The organism is Pseudomonas sp. O39 (assembly GCF_045447295.1).
In the GTDB taxonomy this organism is placed as follows: Bacteria; Pseudomonadota; Gammaproteobacteria; order Pseudomonadales; family Pseudomonadaceae; genus Aquipseudomonas; species Aquipseudomonas antarctica_A.
Genome location: NZ_JBJGXV010000005.1, coordinates 214,300 through 230,071, shown reverse-complemented (window position 1 = coordinate 230,071; position 15,772 = coordinate 214,300). Strand labels below are relative to the sequence as shown.

The 15,772-nt window shown below is 61.1% G+C and carries 14 protein-coding genes; 6 read left to right on the top strand and 8 right to left on the bottom strand.

Annotated features, from left to right (window positions below):
• Positions 1 to 23: 23 nt before the first annotated feature.
• The 3 genes from adeC to ACI77D_RS10115 are packed head-to-tail and all read right to left on the bottom strand — an operon-like array spanning position 24 to position 5,797.
• Positions 24 to 1,481, bottom strand: a complete 1,458-nt coding sequence (gene adeC, locus ACI77D_RS10125) for an AdeC/AdeK/OprM family multidrug efflux complex outer membrane factor (protein ID WP_064451239.1) — start codon at positions 1,479 to 1,481, stop codon at positions 24 to 26.
• The gene (locus ACI77D_RS10120) at positions 1,478 to 4,639 is read right to left on the bottom strand and encodes an efflux RND transporter permease subunit (RefSeq protein WP_064451240.1); all 3,162 of its coding nucleotides are present in this window, start codon (positions 4,637 to 4,639) and stop codon (positions 1,478 to 1,480) included. Before ACI77D_RS10120 ends, adeC begins: the two co-directional genes overlap by 4 nt.
• 3 nt (positions 4,640 to 4,642) lie before the next feature.
• Entirely contained in the window at positions 4,643 to 5,797 is a 1,155-nt protein-coding gene (locus ACI77D_RS10115; protein WP_221294160.1) for an efflux RND transporter periplasmic adaptor subunit, read from the bottom strand.
• Positions 5,798 to 6,083: 286 nt separating this feature from the next.
• Here ACI77D_RS10115 and ACI77D_RS10110 point away from each other — a divergent pair, with 286 nt between their 5' ends.
• Positions 6,084 to 6,716 (top strand): TetR family transcriptional regulator, encoded by a 633-nt coding sequence (locus ACI77D_RS10110; RefSeq protein WP_064451242.1) that lies wholly within the window; start codon positions 6,084 to 6,086, stop codon positions 6,714 to 6,716.
• 376 nt (positions 6,717 to 7,092) lie between these two features.
• On the opposite strand, the gene ACI77D_RS10105 is transcribed toward ACI77D_RS10110, so the two are convergent.
• Genes ACI77D_RS10105 through ACI77D_RS10095 form a run of 3 tightly spaced genes read right to left on the bottom strand, consistent with a single transcriptional unit; the run spans position 7,093 to position 9,687 of the window.
• Positions 7,093 to 8,148 (bottom strand): alkene reductase, encoded by a 1,056-nt coding sequence (locus tag ACI77D_RS10105; RefSeq protein ID WP_064451243.1) that lies wholly within the window; start codon positions 8,146 to 8,148, stop codon positions 7,093 to 7,095.
• Positions 8,149 to 8,179: 31 nt separating this feature from the next.
• Positions 8,180 to 9,346, bottom strand: coding sequence for an MFS transporter (locus ACI77D_RS10100; RefSeq protein ID WP_407016511.1), 1,167 nt, complete (start codon positions 9,344 to 9,346; stop codon positions 8,180 to 8,182).
• A gap of 14 nt (positions 9,347 to 9,360) precedes the next feature.
• The gene (locus tag ACI77D_RS10095; RefSeq protein WP_053254831.1) at positions 9,361 to 9,687 is read right to left on the bottom strand and encodes a helix-turn-helix transcriptional regulator; all 327 of its coding nucleotides are present in this window, start codon (positions 9,685 to 9,687) and stop codon (positions 9,361 to 9,363) included.
• Positions 9,688 to 9,841: 154 nt separating this feature from the next.
• Here ACI77D_RS10095 and ACI77D_RS10090 point away from each other — a divergent pair, with 154 nt between their 5' ends.
• Positions 9,842 to 10,426, top strand: a complete 585-nt coding sequence (locus ACI77D_RS10090; RefSeq protein ID WP_064451245.1) for an ACP phosphodiesterase — start codon at positions 9,842 to 9,844, stop codon at positions 10,424 to 10,426.
• 115 nt (positions 10,427 to 10,541) lie between these two features.
• Here the strand turns inward: ACI77D_RS10090 and ACI77D_RS10085 are convergent, their stop codons facing one another.
• Both ACI77D_RS10085 and olsB read right to left on the bottom strand, forming a co-directional pair.
• Complete coding sequence (locus ACI77D_RS10085; RefSeq protein WP_407016510.1) at positions 10,542 to 11,333, bottom strand: lysophospholipid acyltransferase family protein; 792 nt, start codon at positions 11,331 to 11,333, stop codon at positions 10,542 to 10,544.
• Positions 11,333 to 12,088: an L-ornithine N(alpha)-acyltransferase gene (olsB, locus tag ACI77D_RS10080; protein ID WP_064451247.1), complete on the bottom strand. Its 756-nt coding sequence runs from the start codon at positions 12,086 to 12,088 to the stop codon at positions 11,333 to 11,335. Before olsB ends, ACI77D_RS10085 begins: the two co-directional genes overlap by 1 nt.
• 335 nt (positions 12,089 to 12,423) lie before the next feature.
• Between olsB and ACI77D_RS10075 the strand changes: the two genes are divergently transcribed.
• The 4 genes from ACI77D_RS10075 to ACI77D_RS10060 all read left to right on the top strand — a co-directional run bounded on the left by ACI77D_RS10075 (position 12,424) and on the right by ACI77D_RS10060 (position 15,729).
• Complete coding sequence (locus tag ACI77D_RS10075; RefSeq protein ID WP_407016555.1) at positions 12,424 to 13,506, top strand: serine hydrolase domain-containing protein; 1,083 nt, start codon at positions 12,424 to 12,426, stop codon at positions 13,504 to 13,506.
• Positions 13,503 to 13,817, top strand: a complete 315-nt coding sequence (locus ACI77D_RS10070) for a hypothetical protein (RefSeq protein ID WP_064451249.1) — start codon at positions 13,503 to 13,505, stop codon at positions 13,815 to 13,817. Before ACI77D_RS10075 ends, ACI77D_RS10070 begins: the two co-directional genes overlap by 4 nt.
• Before the next feature lie 171 nt (positions 13,818 to 13,988).
• Complete coding sequence (locus ACI77D_RS10065; protein WP_064451250.1) at positions 13,989 to 14,570, top strand: YceI family protein; 582 nt, start codon at positions 13,989 to 13,991, stop codon at positions 14,568 to 14,570.
• A gap of 1 nt (position 14,571) precedes the next feature.
• Complete coding sequence (locus ACI77D_RS10060; protein ID WP_407016509.1) at positions 14,572 to 15,729, top strand: phospholipase D-like domain-containing protein; 1,158 nt, start codon at positions 14,572 to 14,574, stop codon at positions 15,727 to 15,729.
• Positions 15,730 to 15,772 lie beyond the last annotated feature (43 nt).

The following is a 15,772-nucleotide window of genomic DNA, read 5'->3' as shown; positions in this document are numbered from 1 at the left end:
CGGTTTTTTTCACAACAGCACTATCAGAACAACTTGAGTGCCGGTGCTTCTTCTTTCAACGGCTCGTTCTTCGCGGTCTGCTCATTCCAGCCACCGCCGAGGGCCTTATACAGGTTGACCTCGCTGTTCAGCTGCGCCAGGCGGTCGGTGATCAGCGATTGCTGGGCACTGAACAGCTGGCGTTGGGCGTCGAGGAAGGTCAGGTTGCTGTCGACACCAATGCGGTAGCGACGCTCGGCCAGGCGGTAGTAATCCTGGTTGGCGGCGACAAAACCACGCTGGGCATCCAGCTGCTGCTTGTAGGTCTCACGCGCGGCGAGGCCGTCGGAGACTTCCTGGAAGCCGGTCTGAATCGCCTTCTCGTAGTTGGCCACGTTGATCTCTTTCTGGATCTTCGAGTAGTCCAGGCTTGCGCGCAGGCTACCGGCGTTGAAGATCGGGATGTTGATCTGCGGCGCGAACGACCAGGTACCCGAGCCGCCTTTGAACAGGCCGCCCAGGGTCGGGCTTGCAGTGCCGGCGCTGGCGGTCAGGCTGATGCTTGGGAAGAACGCAGCGCGGGCCGCGCCGATATTGGCGTTGGCAGCCTTGAGGTTGTACTCGGCCTGCACAATGTCGGGACGACGTTGCAGCAGGTCGGAGGGCAACCCGGCCGGCACTTCGCTGAGCAGGTCATCCGACAGCGGCTTGCTGGCGATATTCGCCGGCAGGCCGGTGCCCAGCAGCAGGGTCAGGCTGTTTTCGTCCTGAGCCACCTGGCGGGTGTAACGCGCCAATTGCACGCGGGCATTTTCCACCGAGGTGCGCGCCTGGCTGAGGTCGAGGGCCGAGGCCACGCCGACTTCGTTGCTGCGCGTGGTGAGCTTGTAGCTCTGCTCGAATGCGCCCAGGGTGTCCTGGGTCAGCTTGAGCAGCTCCTTGTCGGCCTGCCAGGTCAGGTAGGCGTTGGCCACGCTGGCCACCAGGCTGATCTGAGTGCTGCGACGTGCTTCTTCTGTGGCGAAGTACTTTTGCAGCGCTTCTTCACTCAGGCTGCGCACGCGGCCGAACAGGTCCAGCTCATACGAGCTGATCCCCAGGCCGGCCGAGTATTGGCTGGCAATGGTGGATTCGCCGGTCTGCGACAGTTTGGCCGGGGTGCGCGAACGGCTGCCGCTGCCGGTTGCCGATACGGCCGGGAACAGGTCGGCACGCTGGATCTGGTATTGCGCCGCATAGGCGTCGATGTTCAGGGCCGCGACACGCAGGTCACGGTTGTTCACCAGCGCGGTCTGGATCAGCTGTTGCAGGGCAGGGTCATGGAAAAACTGCTTCCAGCCCTGCTCGGCAGCGGCCTGGCCCGGCGCCTGGGCCGACGAATACGCCGGCCCCTGCGGGAACTGAGCAGCCACCGGCGCTTCGGGGCGCTGATAGTCAGGTATCAGCGAGCAGCCACTGAGCACGAATGCCGTGACGGCTAGGGAAAGTAGCGACTTGCTCATTGGCCAGCCTCTTTAGGAGTTTCAGTAGTAACCGTCTTTTTACGTTCGCCCGCGGCCGATACGGTCGCGAAGAACAGTGGGACCCAGAAGATCGCCAGGACGGTGGCGGTGATCATACCGCCAATTACGCCGGTACCGATGGCATGCTGGCTGCCTGAGCCGGCGCCGGTGGAGATCGCCAGTGGCAATACGCCGAGGACGAACGCCATGGAGGTCATGATGATCGGCCGCAGACGCATGCGGGACGCCTCGATGGCCGCCTCGACGATGCCTTTGCCCTGTTCGTGGAGCTCTTTGGCAAACTCCACGATCAGGATGGCGTTTTTCGCCGCCAAGCCCACCGTCACCAACAGGCCCACCTGGAAGAACACGTCGTTGGACAACCCGCGCATGCTGGTCGCCATCAACGCACCCACAACCCCCAGCGGCACTACCAGGATCACTGCGATCGGGATCGACCAGCTTTCGTACAGTGCCGCGAGGCAGAGGAACACCACCAGCAGCGACAAGGCGTACAGCGCAGGTGCCTGGGAGCCGGACAGGCGTTCTTCATACGACAGGCCGGTCCACGCATAGCCGACACCTGCCGGCAGTTGCTTGGCAATACGTTCGACTTCGGCCATGGCGTCACCGGTACTGTAGCCCGGCGCCGGCGTACCGAGGACTTCCATCGCCGCAACACCGTTGTAGCGCGAGAGTTTCGGCGAACCGAAGATCCACTTGCCCGAAGCGATGGCGGACAACGGCACCATCTTCCCGGAGTCGCTACGCACGTACCATTTGTTCAGGTCTTCAGGCGACATGCGGCTGGCGGCTTCACCTTGCACGTACACCTTCTTCACCCGACCGCGGTCGATGAAGTCGTTGACGTAGCTGCCACCCAGGGCGATCGCCAGGGTCTGGTTGATGTTCGACAGGGTGATGCCTTGGGCACTGGCCTTCTCGTCGTCGACGGTGAGCTCGTACTGCGGCTCATCGTTCACGCCGTTGGGGCGCACACCTGCCAGAATCTTGCTTTGTGCTGCCATACCCAGGAACTGGTTACGCGCCGCCATCAATTTATCGTGGCCGACACCGCCCTGGTCTTGCAGGAACACGTCGAAGCCGGTGGCGTTACCCAGTTCCAGTACAGACGGCGGAACGATGGCAAATACCATGGCGTCCTTGAAGGTCTGCATGAAGTAGCCCTGGGCGCGCTTGGCGATCTCGAACACCGAGTTGGAAGCGTCACGCTCGCCCCACGGCTTGAGCATCACAAAGGCCAGGCCCGAACTTTGGCCACGACCGGCGAAGTTGAAGCCGTTTACGGTAAACACCGATTTCACGCCTTTGCCTTCGCCCGGCTCGCCTTCCTTGTCGTTGAGCAGGAATGTACGCATATCGTCGATGACTTTTTGCGTACGTTCAGCCGTAGAACCTACCGGGGTCTGCACCTGGGCAAAGATCACGCCCTGGTCTTCATCGGGCAGGAACGCCGCAGGGATGCGCATGAACAGCCAGATCATGCCGGCGATGATCAGTGCGTACACCAGGAACGCCGGGATCTTGTGCTTGATCATGTTACCCACGCCGCGCTCGTAGCTCAGTACGCCACGGTCGAAGGTGCGGTTGAACCAGCCGAAGAAACCACGCTTGGGTTGGCCGTGTTTTTCCGGGTCGATCGGCTTGAGCATGGTGGCGCACAAGGCCGGGGTGAAGATCAGCGCAACCAGTACCGACAACGCCATGGCCGAAACGATGGTGATGGAGAACTGTTTGTAAATCACACCGGTGGAACCACCGAAGAACGCCATCGGCAACAGAACCGCCGACAGTACCAGGGCAATACCCACCAGGGCGCCCTGGATCTGGCCCATGGACTTGACCGTCGCCTCCTTGGGCGACAGGTGCTCCTCGGCCATCACCCGCTCGACGTTTTCCACCACGACGATGGCGTCATCCACCAGCAAGCCGATGGCCAGGATCATGCCGAACATGGTCAGGGTGTTGATGGTGAAACCGAACGCCGCCAGGATGCCGAAGGTACCCAGCAACACCACGGGTACGGTCATGGTAGTGATGATGGTCGCGCGGAAGTTCTGCAGGAACAGGAACATCACCAGGAACACCAGCACGATCGCTTCGACCAGGGTATCGACTACGCCGGAGATCGATTCGGTCACGACTGGGGTGGTGTCATACGGCACCACCGCCTTCATCCCAGGCGGGAAGAACGGTTCGAGCGACGCTACAGTGGCGCGGATGGCCTTGCCGGTGTCGAGGGCGTTGGCGCCCGAAGCCAGCTTGATCGCCATACCGGAAGCCGGCTTGCCGTTGAACTGCGCAGCGATGCTGTAGTTCTGGCCGCCGAGCTCAATACGGGCAACATCCTTCAGGCGTACCTGTGAGCCGTCGGTATTGACCTTCATCAGGATATTGCCGAACTGCTCGGCAGTCTGCAGGCGGGTCTTGCCAATGATAGTGGCGTTCAGCTGGGTGCCGGGCAGGGCAGGCAGGCCGCCCAGTTGGCCGGTAGCCACCTGCACGTTCTGTGCAGAAATCGCGGTGCTCACATCCACCGGCGTGAGCTGGTAGTTGTTCAGCTTGCCCGGGTCCAGCCAGATACGCATGGCGTACTGCGAACCGAACACCTGGAAGTCACCTACACCCGCGGTCCGCGAAATCGGGTCCTGGATGTTCGACACGATGTAGTTGGACAGGTCGTCCTTGGTCATGCTGCCGTCTTCCGACACCAGACCGATTACCATCAGGAAGTTCTTCACCGACTTGGTCACGCGGATACCCTGCTGCTGCACTTCTTGCGGCAGCAGTGGGGTCGCCAGGTTCAGCTTGTTCTGCACCTGAACCTGGGCGATATCCGGGTTGGTACCCTGGTTGAACGTCACGGTGATGGTCATGCTGCCGTCGGAGTTACTGTCCGAGGAAACATAACGCAGGTTGTCGATACCGTTGAGCTGTTGCTCGATGACCTGTACCACGGTGTCCTGCACGGTTTGTGCGGACGCACCTGGGTAGGTCACCTGGATGTCGATGGCGGTCGGCGCGATGGCCGGGTATTGGTTGATGGGCAACTTCATGATCGAAAGTGCCCCGACCAGCATGATCACCAGGGCAATAACCCAGGCGAAAATGGGGCGGTCGATAAAAAATTTCGACATGGATTACTCCCCTTTGCCAGCAGCGGCAGCAGGAACAGCAGCACTGCCGGCGTCAGCAGGCTTAGCGTTGTCGGCCGGCTTGACCTTGACCTCGACGCCCGGCTTGACGTACTGCAAGCCTTCTGTGATCACACGGTCACCGGCGTTCAAGCCTTTTTCCACCAGCCAGTAGGCACCGTACGTACGGTTGGCCACCAGCTCACGCTGCTCGACCTTGTTGTCGGCGTTGACGATCAGCGCCGTTGGAGTGCCCTTCAGGTCGCGGGTCACGCCTTGCTGCGGTGCCAGGATAGCCTTGCTGTTCACGCCGGCTTGCAGCTGGGCGTGGACGAACATGCCCGGCAGCAGGGTGTGTTCAGGGTTCGGGAACACGGCGCGCAGAGTCACGGAACCGGTGGTCTGGTCGACCGACACTTCGGAGAACTCCAGCTTGCCGTCCTGGCCGTAGGCGGTGCCGTCTTCCAGGGTCAGCTTGACCTTGGCAGCGTTTTCGCCGGCTTTTTCCAGCTGACCGCTTGCCAGATCGCGGCGCAGTTTGAGCATTTCTGCCGAGGACTGCGTGACGTCGACGTAGATCGGGTCCAGTTGCTGGATCACGGCCATGGCATCGGCCTGGCCATTGCTCACCAGTGCGCCTTCGGTGACCGAAGAACGACCAATACGCCCGGAGATCGGCGCGAACACTTTGGTGTAGCGCACGTTGATCTGGGCGGTTTGCACGTTGGCTTCCGACGTCATGCGGTTGGCAACGGCCGTGTCGTATTCCTGACGGCTGACGGCTTGCTCATCGACCAACTGCTTGTAGCGGTCGGTGATCGACTTGGTTTGGGTCAGGCTCGCTTGTGCGCTTTTCAGGGTGGCTTCATACACCGACGGGTCGATCTGGTAGAGCTGTTGCCCTTCCTTCACGTCGCCGCCTTCCTTGAACAGGCGCTTGAGAATGATGCCATTGACCTGAGGACGAACCTCCGCGATGCGGTAAGCCGTGGTGCGGCCCGGCAGCTCGGTGGTCAGGGTAAAGGCTTGCGGTTGAATGGTGACCACGCCGACCTGAGGGGTTTGAGCGGGCGGAGCCGCTTCTTCCTTTTTACATCCGCTGAGCAGCGATGCCAGGGCGACGGCAGTGACCAGAGCGGTAACAGCTGGCTTAAGTTGCATGAAGATCCTCGGGTCAGGCGCGCAGAATGCGCACAAGAAGTGTGGAAGGGTAAAAAACAAGCTGTGAGTAGATAAGTAGCTTGCTACGCAATATACTTACGTTCATGGTTGTTTGTAAACTCTTGACAGGCTTCGCGGATTGTTGACAAAGCAACCGCCAAAGCCTCGATTTTAGTACGTTCGGCGCCCATGACGGTGTCGTCCCACAATTATTCAGATGATCGTTACCGCCTATTAAAGCAGCGTTACCGATAGTCCCACGTGTTTTGATTGAGGTTTTACTGCCATGGTTCGTCGCACCAAAGAGGAAGCTCAGGAAACGCGCAGCCAAATTCTCCAAGCCGCCGAACAAGCCTTTTATGAGCGCGGCGTTGCGCGGACTACGCTGGCGGACATCGCCGCGTTGGCCGGGGTGACGCGCGGGGCTATCTATTGGCATTTCAGTAACAAGTCCGATTTGCTGCAGGCACTGCTCGACACGCTGCACGAACCGTTGGACGAGTTGGCCCGGGCCAGTGAGAGCGAGGATGAAGTCGACCCGCTTGGCTGTATGCGCAAGTTGTTGATTCATTTGTTTCATCAGGTGGCTCTGGACCCGAAAACCCGGCGCATCAACGAGATTTTGTTTCATAAGTGCGAGTTCACCGATGAAATGTGTGACATGCGTCGCCAGCGCCAGACCCATAGCCTGGAATGCAACCTACGTATCGGCCTGACCCTGCGTAACGCGATCCATCGCGGGCAACTTCCGGAAAATCTCGACACCACCCGTGGGGCGGTGTGCATGCATGCCTATATCAACGGGATCATTGGCCAGTGGCTGCTGGTGCCCGATAGCTTTCAACTGCATCAGCAGGCTGAACGCTGGGTTGATGCAGGGCTGGACATGCTGCGCCTGAGTCCCAGCCTGCGCAATTAAGACAAAATGCGTAATTACGTCCAGTTGTGTCAACAGTAAAGACGAGACACAGTCGATCGTCCCTTCGAGCGATTGGTGGGGTGACTTTATATACGGGCTGGCGGGCGGTTGATAGGTAGCCGCCTAAGTATTTTGTAGCGATATTGTTGCAAGGCTGTGAAGGAATGTTTCCCAGCGCTGGTGCGCATTCCAAATGTGTAAGGGGGTTTGCTCGCGAATACGGTCTGTCAGCTACAGGTGTGCTAACTGATCCACCGCATTCGCGAGCAAGCCCGCTCCCACACCAGCCCGCTTCCACCTCAGATCTCTGGTGTATTCCAGGGCGCAGTAAAAAGCCCCGGTTCCTGCGAACCGGGGCTTTTTGCGTTTCAGACGATCAGAGCGCCAGTGTCGGGTAGTCGATGTAACCGACCGGGCCCTTGGCGTAGAAGGTTTCCGGGTGCGCTTCATTCAATGGCGCATCGGCCTTCAGGCGCGCCGGCAGGTCCGGGTTGGCAATGAACGGTACGCCAAACGCCACCGCATCAGCCTTACCGGAAGCCAGCCAGGCATTGGCGCTGTCCTTGGTGAAGCGTTCGTTGGCGATGTACGGGCCGCCGAAGGCTTTTTTCAGTTGCGGGCCGAGGCTGTCGCCGGCTTCTTTTTCACGCGAACAGATGAACGCGATACCACGCTTGCCCAGTTCGCTGGCGACGTAGGTGAAGGTTTCGGCCAGGTTGTCGTCGCCCATGTCATGGGAGTCGGCGCGCGGTGCCAGGTGCACACCTACACGGCCGGCGCCCCAGACTTCGATGGCGGCGTCAGTCACTTCCAGCAGCAGGCGCGCACGGTTTTCCAGGGAACCACCGTAGTTGTCGGTACGTTTGTTGGTGCTGCTCTGCAGGAACTGGTCGAGCAGGTAACCGTTGGCGCCGTGGATTTCCACGCCGTCAAAGCCTGCGGCCTTGGCGTTTTCGGCACCGACGCGGTAAGCATCGACGATGTCGGCGATTTCAGCAGTTTCCAGGGCACGCGGCGTTGGGTAGTCGGCCAGCGGACGCACCAGGCTCACGTGGCCTTTGGGCTGGATGGCGCTTGGTGCCACCGGGGTTTCGCCGTTCAGGTAGGACGCGTGGGAGATCCGGCCAACGTGCCACAGTTGCAAGACGATCTTGCCGCCTGCGCCGTGTACGGCCTTGGTCACATTGGCCCAGCCGCGCACCTGGTCGTTGGACCAGATGCCCGGAGTGTCCGGGTAGCCCACGCCCAGCGGCGTCACGGAAGTGGCTTCGCTGATGATCAGCCCGGCGGAAGCGCGTTGCACGTAATACTCGGCCATCAGCGCGTTGGGCACGCGACCGGCATCAGCGCGGCAGCGGGTCAGCGGCGCCATGATGATGCGGTTCGACAGTTCCAGGTCGCCCAGTTTGATCGGATCGAAAATAGTCGTCATGGGATAACACCCTTCTCTTTAAGTGGATTGATCAGTTGGTCGCAGGGGCCAGGTCGGCATCGCCGCTCTGACGGAAAGTAATCAGGGTCACCAGCAGGGCAAGAATCGCCAGGGCCGCAGCGGCCAGAGGCACGCTGGTCAGGCCGAAACCGTGGGCAATCACACTGCCGCCAACCCAGGCGCCCAGGGCGTTGCCGATGTTGAAGGCGCCGATGTTCAGGGTGGACACCAGGTTCGGTGCCGCCTTGCCGAAGGTCACCACGTTGATTTGCAGCGCCGGTACGGCGGCGAACGAGGCGGCGGCCCACAGGAACAGGGTGATTTCAGTCGGGATCACCGCGACGCTGGTCCAGGTCAACACCGTGGAGACCACCGCCATGCTGATGAACACGCCGATCAGGGTGGCCGCCAGGCGCTTGTCCGCCAGCTTGCCGCCGATGATGTTGCCCACGGTCAGGCCCAGGCCGATCAGCAGCAGGGTCCAGGTCACGCCTTTGGGCGACACGCCGGTGACGTCGCCGAGCAGCGGCGCGACATAGGTGAAGAGGGTGAACATGGAGGCGGCGAACAGCGCGGTCATGGTCAGCGACAACCAGATGCCGGCGCCCTTGAGGGCGGCCAGTTCGGCGCGCATGTCGAGTTTTTCTTCGTCGCGCTTGGCCGGCAGGAAGCGAATCAGGCCGATCAGCGCCACCACCCCAATGACGGTCACTGCCCAGAAGGTCGAGCGCCAGCCGGCTTCCTGGCCCAGCGCGGTACCCAGCGGCACGCCGAGTACGTTGGCCAGGGTCAGGCCGGTGAACATCAAGGCTACAGCGGAAGCACGCTTGTTGGCCGGCACCAGGTTGGCGGCGACCACCGAACCGATACCAAAGAAGGCGCCGTGGCACAACGCGGTGACCACACGGGCAACCATCAGCACGTTGTAGTCACTGGCCAGGGCACAGAGCAGGTTGCCGACAATAAAGATGCCCATCAACGCTACCAGGGCGGCCTTGCGTGGCAGCCTGGCGGTGGCCAGTGCCATGAAGGGCGCGCCGATGGCCACGCCCAATGCGTAGCCAGTGACCAGCCAGCCGGCGCCGGGAATCGACACGCCCAGGTCCGCCGCCACATCGGGCAGCAAGCCCATGATGACGAACTCTGTGGTGCCGATGGCGAAGGCGCTCAGGGCCAGTATGAGTAGCGAGAGGGGCATTATCGTTTCCTTGGTTACAGCGGTTCGATGATTTCAGCGCTGAGTTCAGTCGTGAGCGCCGCGAGGAACGCTTGGATCACTTCCTCATTACGCTTGAAAAAGTGCCACTGCCCGGCCTTCTGGCTGCTGATCAACCCGGCCCGTTGCAGGGTGGCCAGGTGGGCCGACACGGTCGACTGGGACAAGCCGCAGCGCTGGTCGATCTGCCCGGCACAGATGCCGTATTCGTGGTTGTGCAATTGCTCTGGGAACTGCACTTTCGGGTCTTTGAGCCAGGTGAGAATGTCTCGTCGTACTGGGTGTGCCAGTGCTTTTATTATTTCGTCGAGGTCGATGGACATGGCGGTTGCTCGGTTTCGTAAAGCGTTATATCGCGATGAGGCGAACTTTAAATCGGTATATCCCGATATACCAATATGATTTTGATCTTAGCCCAGGTCAAATCGGTATATCGGGTTATAACGATACGTTGGCGGCAGTGCTAAACTGCGCGCCATGAATTATCTCGCACATCTGCACCTGGGCGGCCAACTTCCTGCGCAACTGCTGGGCAGCCTCTATGGTGATTTCGTCAAAGGCCGCCTGCAGGGGCAGTTCAGCCCGCAAATCGAGTCGGCGATTCAGTTGCATCGCTCGATCGACCGTTTCACCGACAGCCACCCGTTGGTAGGCGCGGCGTTGTCACGCTTCAGCCTGACCCGCAAGCGCTATGCCGGTATCGTCCTCGATGTGTTTTTCGACCATTGCCTGGCGCGGGATTGGGCGCTGTATGCCGACCAGCCGCTGGAGCACTTCACGTCGCAGGTGTATCGCGTACTGGCCGCCGAACCCCAGTTGCCGGGGCGGCTGGCGCAGATTGCGCCGTATATGGCAGCGGATGATTGGCTGGGCTCGTACCGTGAGTTCGCGGTGATGGAGCAGGTGTTGCGTGGGATCTCGCGGCGCCTGACACAGCCCCAGGAATTGGGCCATGCGATGCAGGAGTTGCGGGTTTTGTATGAGCCGTTGAGCGAAGACTTCCGGGTGTTCTACCCCGAATTGCAGAAATTCGCACAAGCCCATCTGGCTACAGAGATCTAAACATGTGGGAGCTGGCTTGCCTGCGATAGCGGTGTGTCAGCCACCAATATACTCACTGGCAGATCGTCATCGCAGGCAAGCCAGCTCCCACATTTTTGATTGTGCTCACACAGTTTCAGGCAGCAAACGCCGGTCGCACCGCCACCTGCTCAGTTTCCGGCAACGGCCCGAACAACGCCTTCTGCACCGCCTGCTGCGCCTGGAACGCTAGCGCTGCGCGTTCCTGCCCGGCGCAGGCAATCGGTGTGAGCACATGGATTTCCACATCGCCCTGGTCATTGCCAAACAGGCGCATCAGGTGCGAGAGCAAATCGTCATCGCCAATAAACGGTGCCAGCGGGTCCACTTGCCCGTCGCGCAGGTAACGAATTGCCACCGGTTGCAGCGACACGTCCGCGTCAATCGCACTGGCCAGCAAGCGCCCGTGAAAGGTACGCAGGCTGCGCCCGTCGGTGGTGGTGCCTTCCGGGAACATCAGCAGCGGGTGCTGTTGCTCCAGATGACGGGTCATCTGCTTGCGGATCAACTGGCTGTCGCCTGAACCCCGACGGATAAACAGGCTACCGGCCTTGGCCGCCAACCAGCCGGCCACCGGCCAGGTGCGCACTTCGGCCTTGGACAGAAACGACATCGGCGCCACAGCGCCCAGCAACGGAATATCGGTCCAGGACACGTGATTGCTCACCCACAGCATTGGCTGCGTCGGCAGTACACCGTGCACTGTCACGCGAAAGGGCAGGGCGTTGGTCAGCCGCGCCATAAAAAACCGCGACCAGCGCTGGCGCCGCACCATCGAATTGGCCACACCCAAACGCTCGAACACACCAAACACACTGGCCATGCTCAAGCCCAGCGCCACCACCAGCAGCACCCGGGTGATGCGCCCGTACACGCGCAGGCGGCCCATTACATGGCCGCCTTGAAGTGGCGCGCGTAACGCGGGCACAACTCATCGCGCTTGAGCAGGATGAACACGTCGGCCACCTGGAAATCTTCATCCCAGCACGGCTCGCCGCAGATCTTCGCACCCAGGCGCATATAGGCCTTGAGCAGCGGCGGCATTTCCGCGATGACGTTGGACGGCAGGTCCAGCGCCGGCAGTGGTCTTTTCGGCTCGGCGCGCAGGTGTTCGTTGCACAGGTAGCGTTCGCGCAGGCGCTGCATGATCGCGTGGGCCTGGATGCCGCCGTCGTGCATCGGGATGCTCGCGCAGCCCATCAGGTAGCTGTAGCCGCCCTGATTTAACACCTCGGCCAACTCGCCCCACAACACGGCAATGGTGCCGCCATTGCGATAGGCCGGGTCGACGCAGGTGCGGCCGATCTCCAGGATCGGGCCTTGCAAGTGCAGCAAGCCATGCAGGCTGAATTCTTCTTCGCTGTAGAACCGGCCCAGGGTGCTGGCGGCCTGGTGATCGAGTAAACGGGTAGTGGCCACCAATCGACCGCTGTTCAAGTCCCGCACGCCAATGTGGCTGCAGTGAACATCATAGTCATCCATGTCCAGACCCAGTTCGGCGCCTTTCAGCTTGGCGTTGAACTCGCCGCTGAACACGTTGAACCGCAGGGCCTGGGCTTCCTGCAATGCCTGCGCGCCAATCAGGCGTTCGGCTTGCAGACGGCGTTCATTGCCGGTGTCGCTGATGCGGGCGATCTGAGTCATGGCGAATCTCCGAGTGCCAGCCACGTTCCGGCCGGTCGACTTGTTTGTCCAAACTCAGGCTATGTAGGCTCGGTGTCATCTCCATGAAGTTCCAGTGACGCTTAGATGACAGCCGCGGCAGGGCGCCTTCTACCGGATGCAGCGCGATCCAAATGTGGGAGGGGGCTTGCTCCCGATGACGGTGGATCAGTTACAGATAAGCTGACTGAGCCACTGCCATCGGGAGCAAGCCCCCTCCCACAATTAACATGCATCCACTCAAGACTCGCGTAGCAAAACTGTCACTCATCCAGGCTAGGCTCGCGGGCTTGAATGCCCCCCTTGAGTTTGTGTCCATGGTCCGAGGCCTGTTGTGCGTTGCCCTGCTGTTAGCCACCGTCACCGCCCGCGCCGAAACCTGGCCTGACAAGGATTGGGCCAAGGGCACACCGCTCGACGGTCCCGCTGTCGAAGCCCTCAATGCCTACGCTTTTCCAACCCGTGACGACGCCACCCGCCAAGGCATTCGCACCGACGCGCTGCTGGTGATCCGCGATGGCGTAATCATCTACGAACGCTACGCCGCACCCACCACCGCCAGTACCCCGCACCTGAGCTGGTCGATCAGCAAAAGCCTGATGGCCACGGTGCTCGGCGTGGCCTACGGCGAAAACCGCTTCAAACTCACCGACCTGGCGGCGCGCTTCTACCCGCCGATGAAACAACACCCCAAGGTCACCCTGGCCGACCTGCTGCACTGGGCCTCGGGCCTGGACTGGCAGGAAGACTATGAATATGCCCCGCTGAAATCCTCGGTGGTGGCGATGCTCTACACCCGTGGCCGCGCTGACATGGCCGAGTTCGCCGCCGATACCGAGGCCGCCGCCGCACCGGGCCAGGCCTTCCGTTATTCCAGCGGCGACAGCAATATCTTGTCCGCAGCCCTCAAAGGCATGCTCGGCCACAAGGCCTATGTGAATTACCCGTGGGAGGCGCTGTTCAAGCCGCTGGGCATTCACAACGCTACCTGGGAAACCGATGCCGACGAGACCTTCGTCGCTTCGTCCTACGCCTACCTCACCGCCCGCGACCTGGCCCGCGTCGGCCTGCTGATGGTGCGCGACGGTCGCTGGGGTGAGCAGCAATTGCTGCCTAAAGAGTGGGTCGCCTTCAACCGCCAACCCTTCGACAAATACAAAGCCGGCCAGGACGAAGCCGTGCCCGGCGGCCAATGGTGGCTCAACCGCGAAGTGCAGGGCGCCGCCCGACCGTGGCCCGACGCCCCCGCCGACACTTTCGCCGCCTTGGGCCACTGGGGCCAGGCGTTGTTTGTGATGCCGGATGAACATCTGGTGATCGTGCGCTACGGCGATGACCGCGACGGCAGCTACCGCCATAACGAACTGCTCAAACGCGTGCTTGCGGCGGTGCAACCATGATCCGCCGTCACCCGTTTATCAGCGTTTTCCTGCTGCTGTTACTCGCCCTGCTGGGTTGGATCTGGCACGAGCGCGTCAACCTGCAAGCCTTCCCCGACATCATCGCGGCGTACACGGCCAAGGAGTATTGCTCGTGCCGGTATGTGGAGAACAATCCGGCAGCCTATTGCCTGGGGTATGTGAAGCAGTACGTGCCCGTCAGCCGCTTCATCGACACGCCGGAACGCAGTGAAGTGACGGCGAGTGGGTTGGGCCGCACGCACACGGCAAGGTGGCTGGGTGAGCGCCAGGGCTGTCGCCTGACCCCCTGAAACACCCAAATCTCCTGTGGGAGCTGGCTTGCCTGCGATGACGGCGGCACAGGCAACGGTGATGTTGACTGACTTGCCGCTATCGCAGGCAAGCCAGCGCCCACATTGGATTTGCGCCGTTTGTGATATTGCGCTTAAGGTTCGTCCAGGTTTTTTTCCCCATGAGTCTTTATGTTCAATGCCAAACCTCTGGCTTTCACGCTGCTGACCTGTGCAGCCCTGCCTGCCCACGCCGATTGGTACCTGGATAACGAATCCTCACGGCTGTCGTTTGTCACCACCAAAAATACTGAAATCGCTGAAGTGCATCGCTTCCTGGTGTTGCACGGCAAAGTCGACAGCCAGGGCGCAGCGCAATTGGAAGTGGAGCTGGAGTCGATCAACAGCGGCATCCCGCTGCGCGATGAGCGCATGCGCAATGAACTGTTCCAGATCAAGACCTTCCCCGAAGCGTTGATTCGCGCGCAAATCAACCTGCAACCCATCAATGACCTGGCCCCCGGCGCGCAGGTGGAATTGCGCCTGCCGCTGAGCGTCACCCTGCGTGGCAAGACCCAAACCTACAGCGCCGAGTTGTTGGCCACCCGCCTGGATGACCGCCGTTTCCAGGTGGTGACCCTGGAGCCGGTGGTGTTGCATGCCGAGGATTTCGAGCTGGCGCCGGGCGTGGCGGCGTTGCGTAAGGCGGCGGGGCTTAAGTCGATCAGTTTGTCGGTGCCGGTGGGTGCGGTACTGATCTTTACGGCGCGCTGAGATGAGCGGCGCAGTGTTTCCGTGGCGCAGCGCCAACCGGTTCGAGTTGCTGGTCGACGGGCCGAGTTTCTTCCCGCAGATGCTGGTGGGCATTGCCCGCGCCGAGCAGCAAGTCGAGTTGGAGTTGTACCTGGTGGAAGCCGGCGCATGCGCCGAAGCCATGGTGCAGGCGTTGGTGCTGGCCGCCGAACGCGGCGTGCTCGTGCGTTGCCTGTTTGATGATTACGGCAATTTGGCGTTTACGCTGGGGCTGCGCAAACGCCTGACCGATGCGGGCGTGGAGCTGCGGTTTTACAATCGCTTGAGCTGGCGGCGGTGGGTGCGCAACCTGTACCGCGACCATCGCAAACTGTTGCTGATCGACCAGAGCATCGCGCTGGTGGGGGGGACGGGTGTCACGGATGAGTTCTGGACGCCGGGGCAGGATACCGCCGAGTGGCATGAAGTGATGGTGCAAATCAGCGGCCCACTGGTGCTGGACTGGCAAGCACTGTTCGAACGTCAATGGCACGCCAATGTGGCGCGCCGCGCGTGGAAGCCCTCTACCCATTTTGGTTTGCCGCGCCTGCCCAAGGTGCCTGCGGCCGGGCCGGGTCTTGGCCGCGTGGCCTATGCCGACGCCCGCCAGCACCGCGATATTTTGCAGTCGCTGATTCGCGCATTGAACAGTAGCCAGCAACGCATCTGGTTGGCGACGCCGTATTTTTTGCCGACCTGGAGCGTGCGCCGTGCCTTGCGCCGTGCGGCCGGACGCGGCGTGGATGTGCGTTTGCTGCTCACCGGCCCACGCACCGATCACCCCTCCGTACGTTACGCCGGGCATCGTTATTACCCGCGTTTGCTGCGTGCGGGTGTGCAGATCTTTGAATACCAGCCGTGCTTTCTGCACCTCAAAATGGTGCTGGTAGATGATTGGGTGAGCATCGGCTCGTGCAATTTCGACCATTGGAATTTGCGCTTCAATCTGGAAGCCAACCTGGAGGCATTGGACCCTGAGTTGACGCTGGCCGTGGCGGGCAGTTTCGAGCGCGATTTTGCCCAGAGCCAGGCAGTGAGTCTGGAGGCGTGGAAGGCGCGGCCGTTGTGGCGGCGCGTGAAGCAGCGGGTGTGGGGGTGGATTGATCGGTTGGTGGTGAATCTGTTGGATCGGCGGGGTTAACCCAGCCACTGAAGTCAAATGTGGGAGCTGGCTTGCCTGCGAT

Bases quoted from the DNA above. Each gene is read 5' to 3' on its own strand.
- adeC (WP_064451239.1), bottom strand. From the start codon at position 1,481: ATGAGCAAGTCGCTACTTTCCCTAGCCGTCACGGCATTCGTGCTCAGT.
- ACI77D_RS10120 (WP_064451240.1), bottom strand. From the start codon at position 4,639: ATGTCGAAATTTTTTATCGACCGCCCCATTTTCGCCTGGGTTATTGCC.
- ACI77D_RS10115 (WP_221294160.1), bottom strand. From the start codon at position 5,797: ATGCAACTTAAGCCAGCTGTTACCGCTCTGGTCACTGCCGTCGCCCTG.
- ACI77D_RS10110 (WP_064451242.1), top strand. From the start codon at position 6,084: ATGGTTCGTCGCACCAAAGAGGAAGCTCAGGAAACGCGCAGCCAAATT.
- ACI77D_RS10105 (WP_064451243.1), bottom strand. From the start codon at position 8,148: ATGACGACTATTTTCGATCCGATCAAACTGGGCGACCTGGAACTGTCG.
- ACI77D_RS10100 (WP_407016511.1), bottom strand. From the start codon at position 9,346: ATGCCCCTCTCGCTACTCATACTGGCCCTGAGCGCCTTCGCCATCGGC.
- ACI77D_RS10095 (WP_053254831.1), bottom strand. From the start codon at position 9,687: ATGTCCATCGACCTCGACGAAATAATAAAAGCACTGGCACACCCAGTA.
- ACI77D_RS10090 (WP_064451245.1), top strand. From the start codon at position 9,842: ATGAATTATCTCGCACATCTGCACCTGGGCGGCCAACTTCCTGCGCAA.
- ACI77D_RS10085 (WP_407016510.1), bottom strand. From the start codon at position 11,333: ATGGGCCGCCTGCGCGTGTACGGGCGCATCACCCGGGTGCTGCTGGTG.
- olsB (WP_064451247.1), bottom strand. From the start codon at position 12,088: ATGACTCAGATCGCCCGCATCAGCGACACCGGCAATGAACGCCGTCTG.
- ACI77D_RS10075 (WP_407016555.1), top strand. From the start codon at position 12,424: ATGGTCCGAGGCCTGTTGTGCGTTGCCCTGCTGTTAGCCACCGTCACC.
- ACI77D_RS10070 (WP_064451249.1), top strand. From the start codon at position 13,503: ATGATCCGCCGTCACCCGTTTATCAGCGTTTTCCTGCTGCTGTTACTC.
- ACI77D_RS10065 (WP_064451250.1), top strand. From the start codon at position 13,989: ATGTTCAATGCCAAACCTCTGGCTTTCACGCTGCTGACCTGTGCAGCC.
- ACI77D_RS10060 (WP_407016509.1), top strand. From the start codon at position 14,572: ATGAGCGGCGCAGTGTTTCCGTGGCGCAGCGCCAACCGGTTCGAGTTG.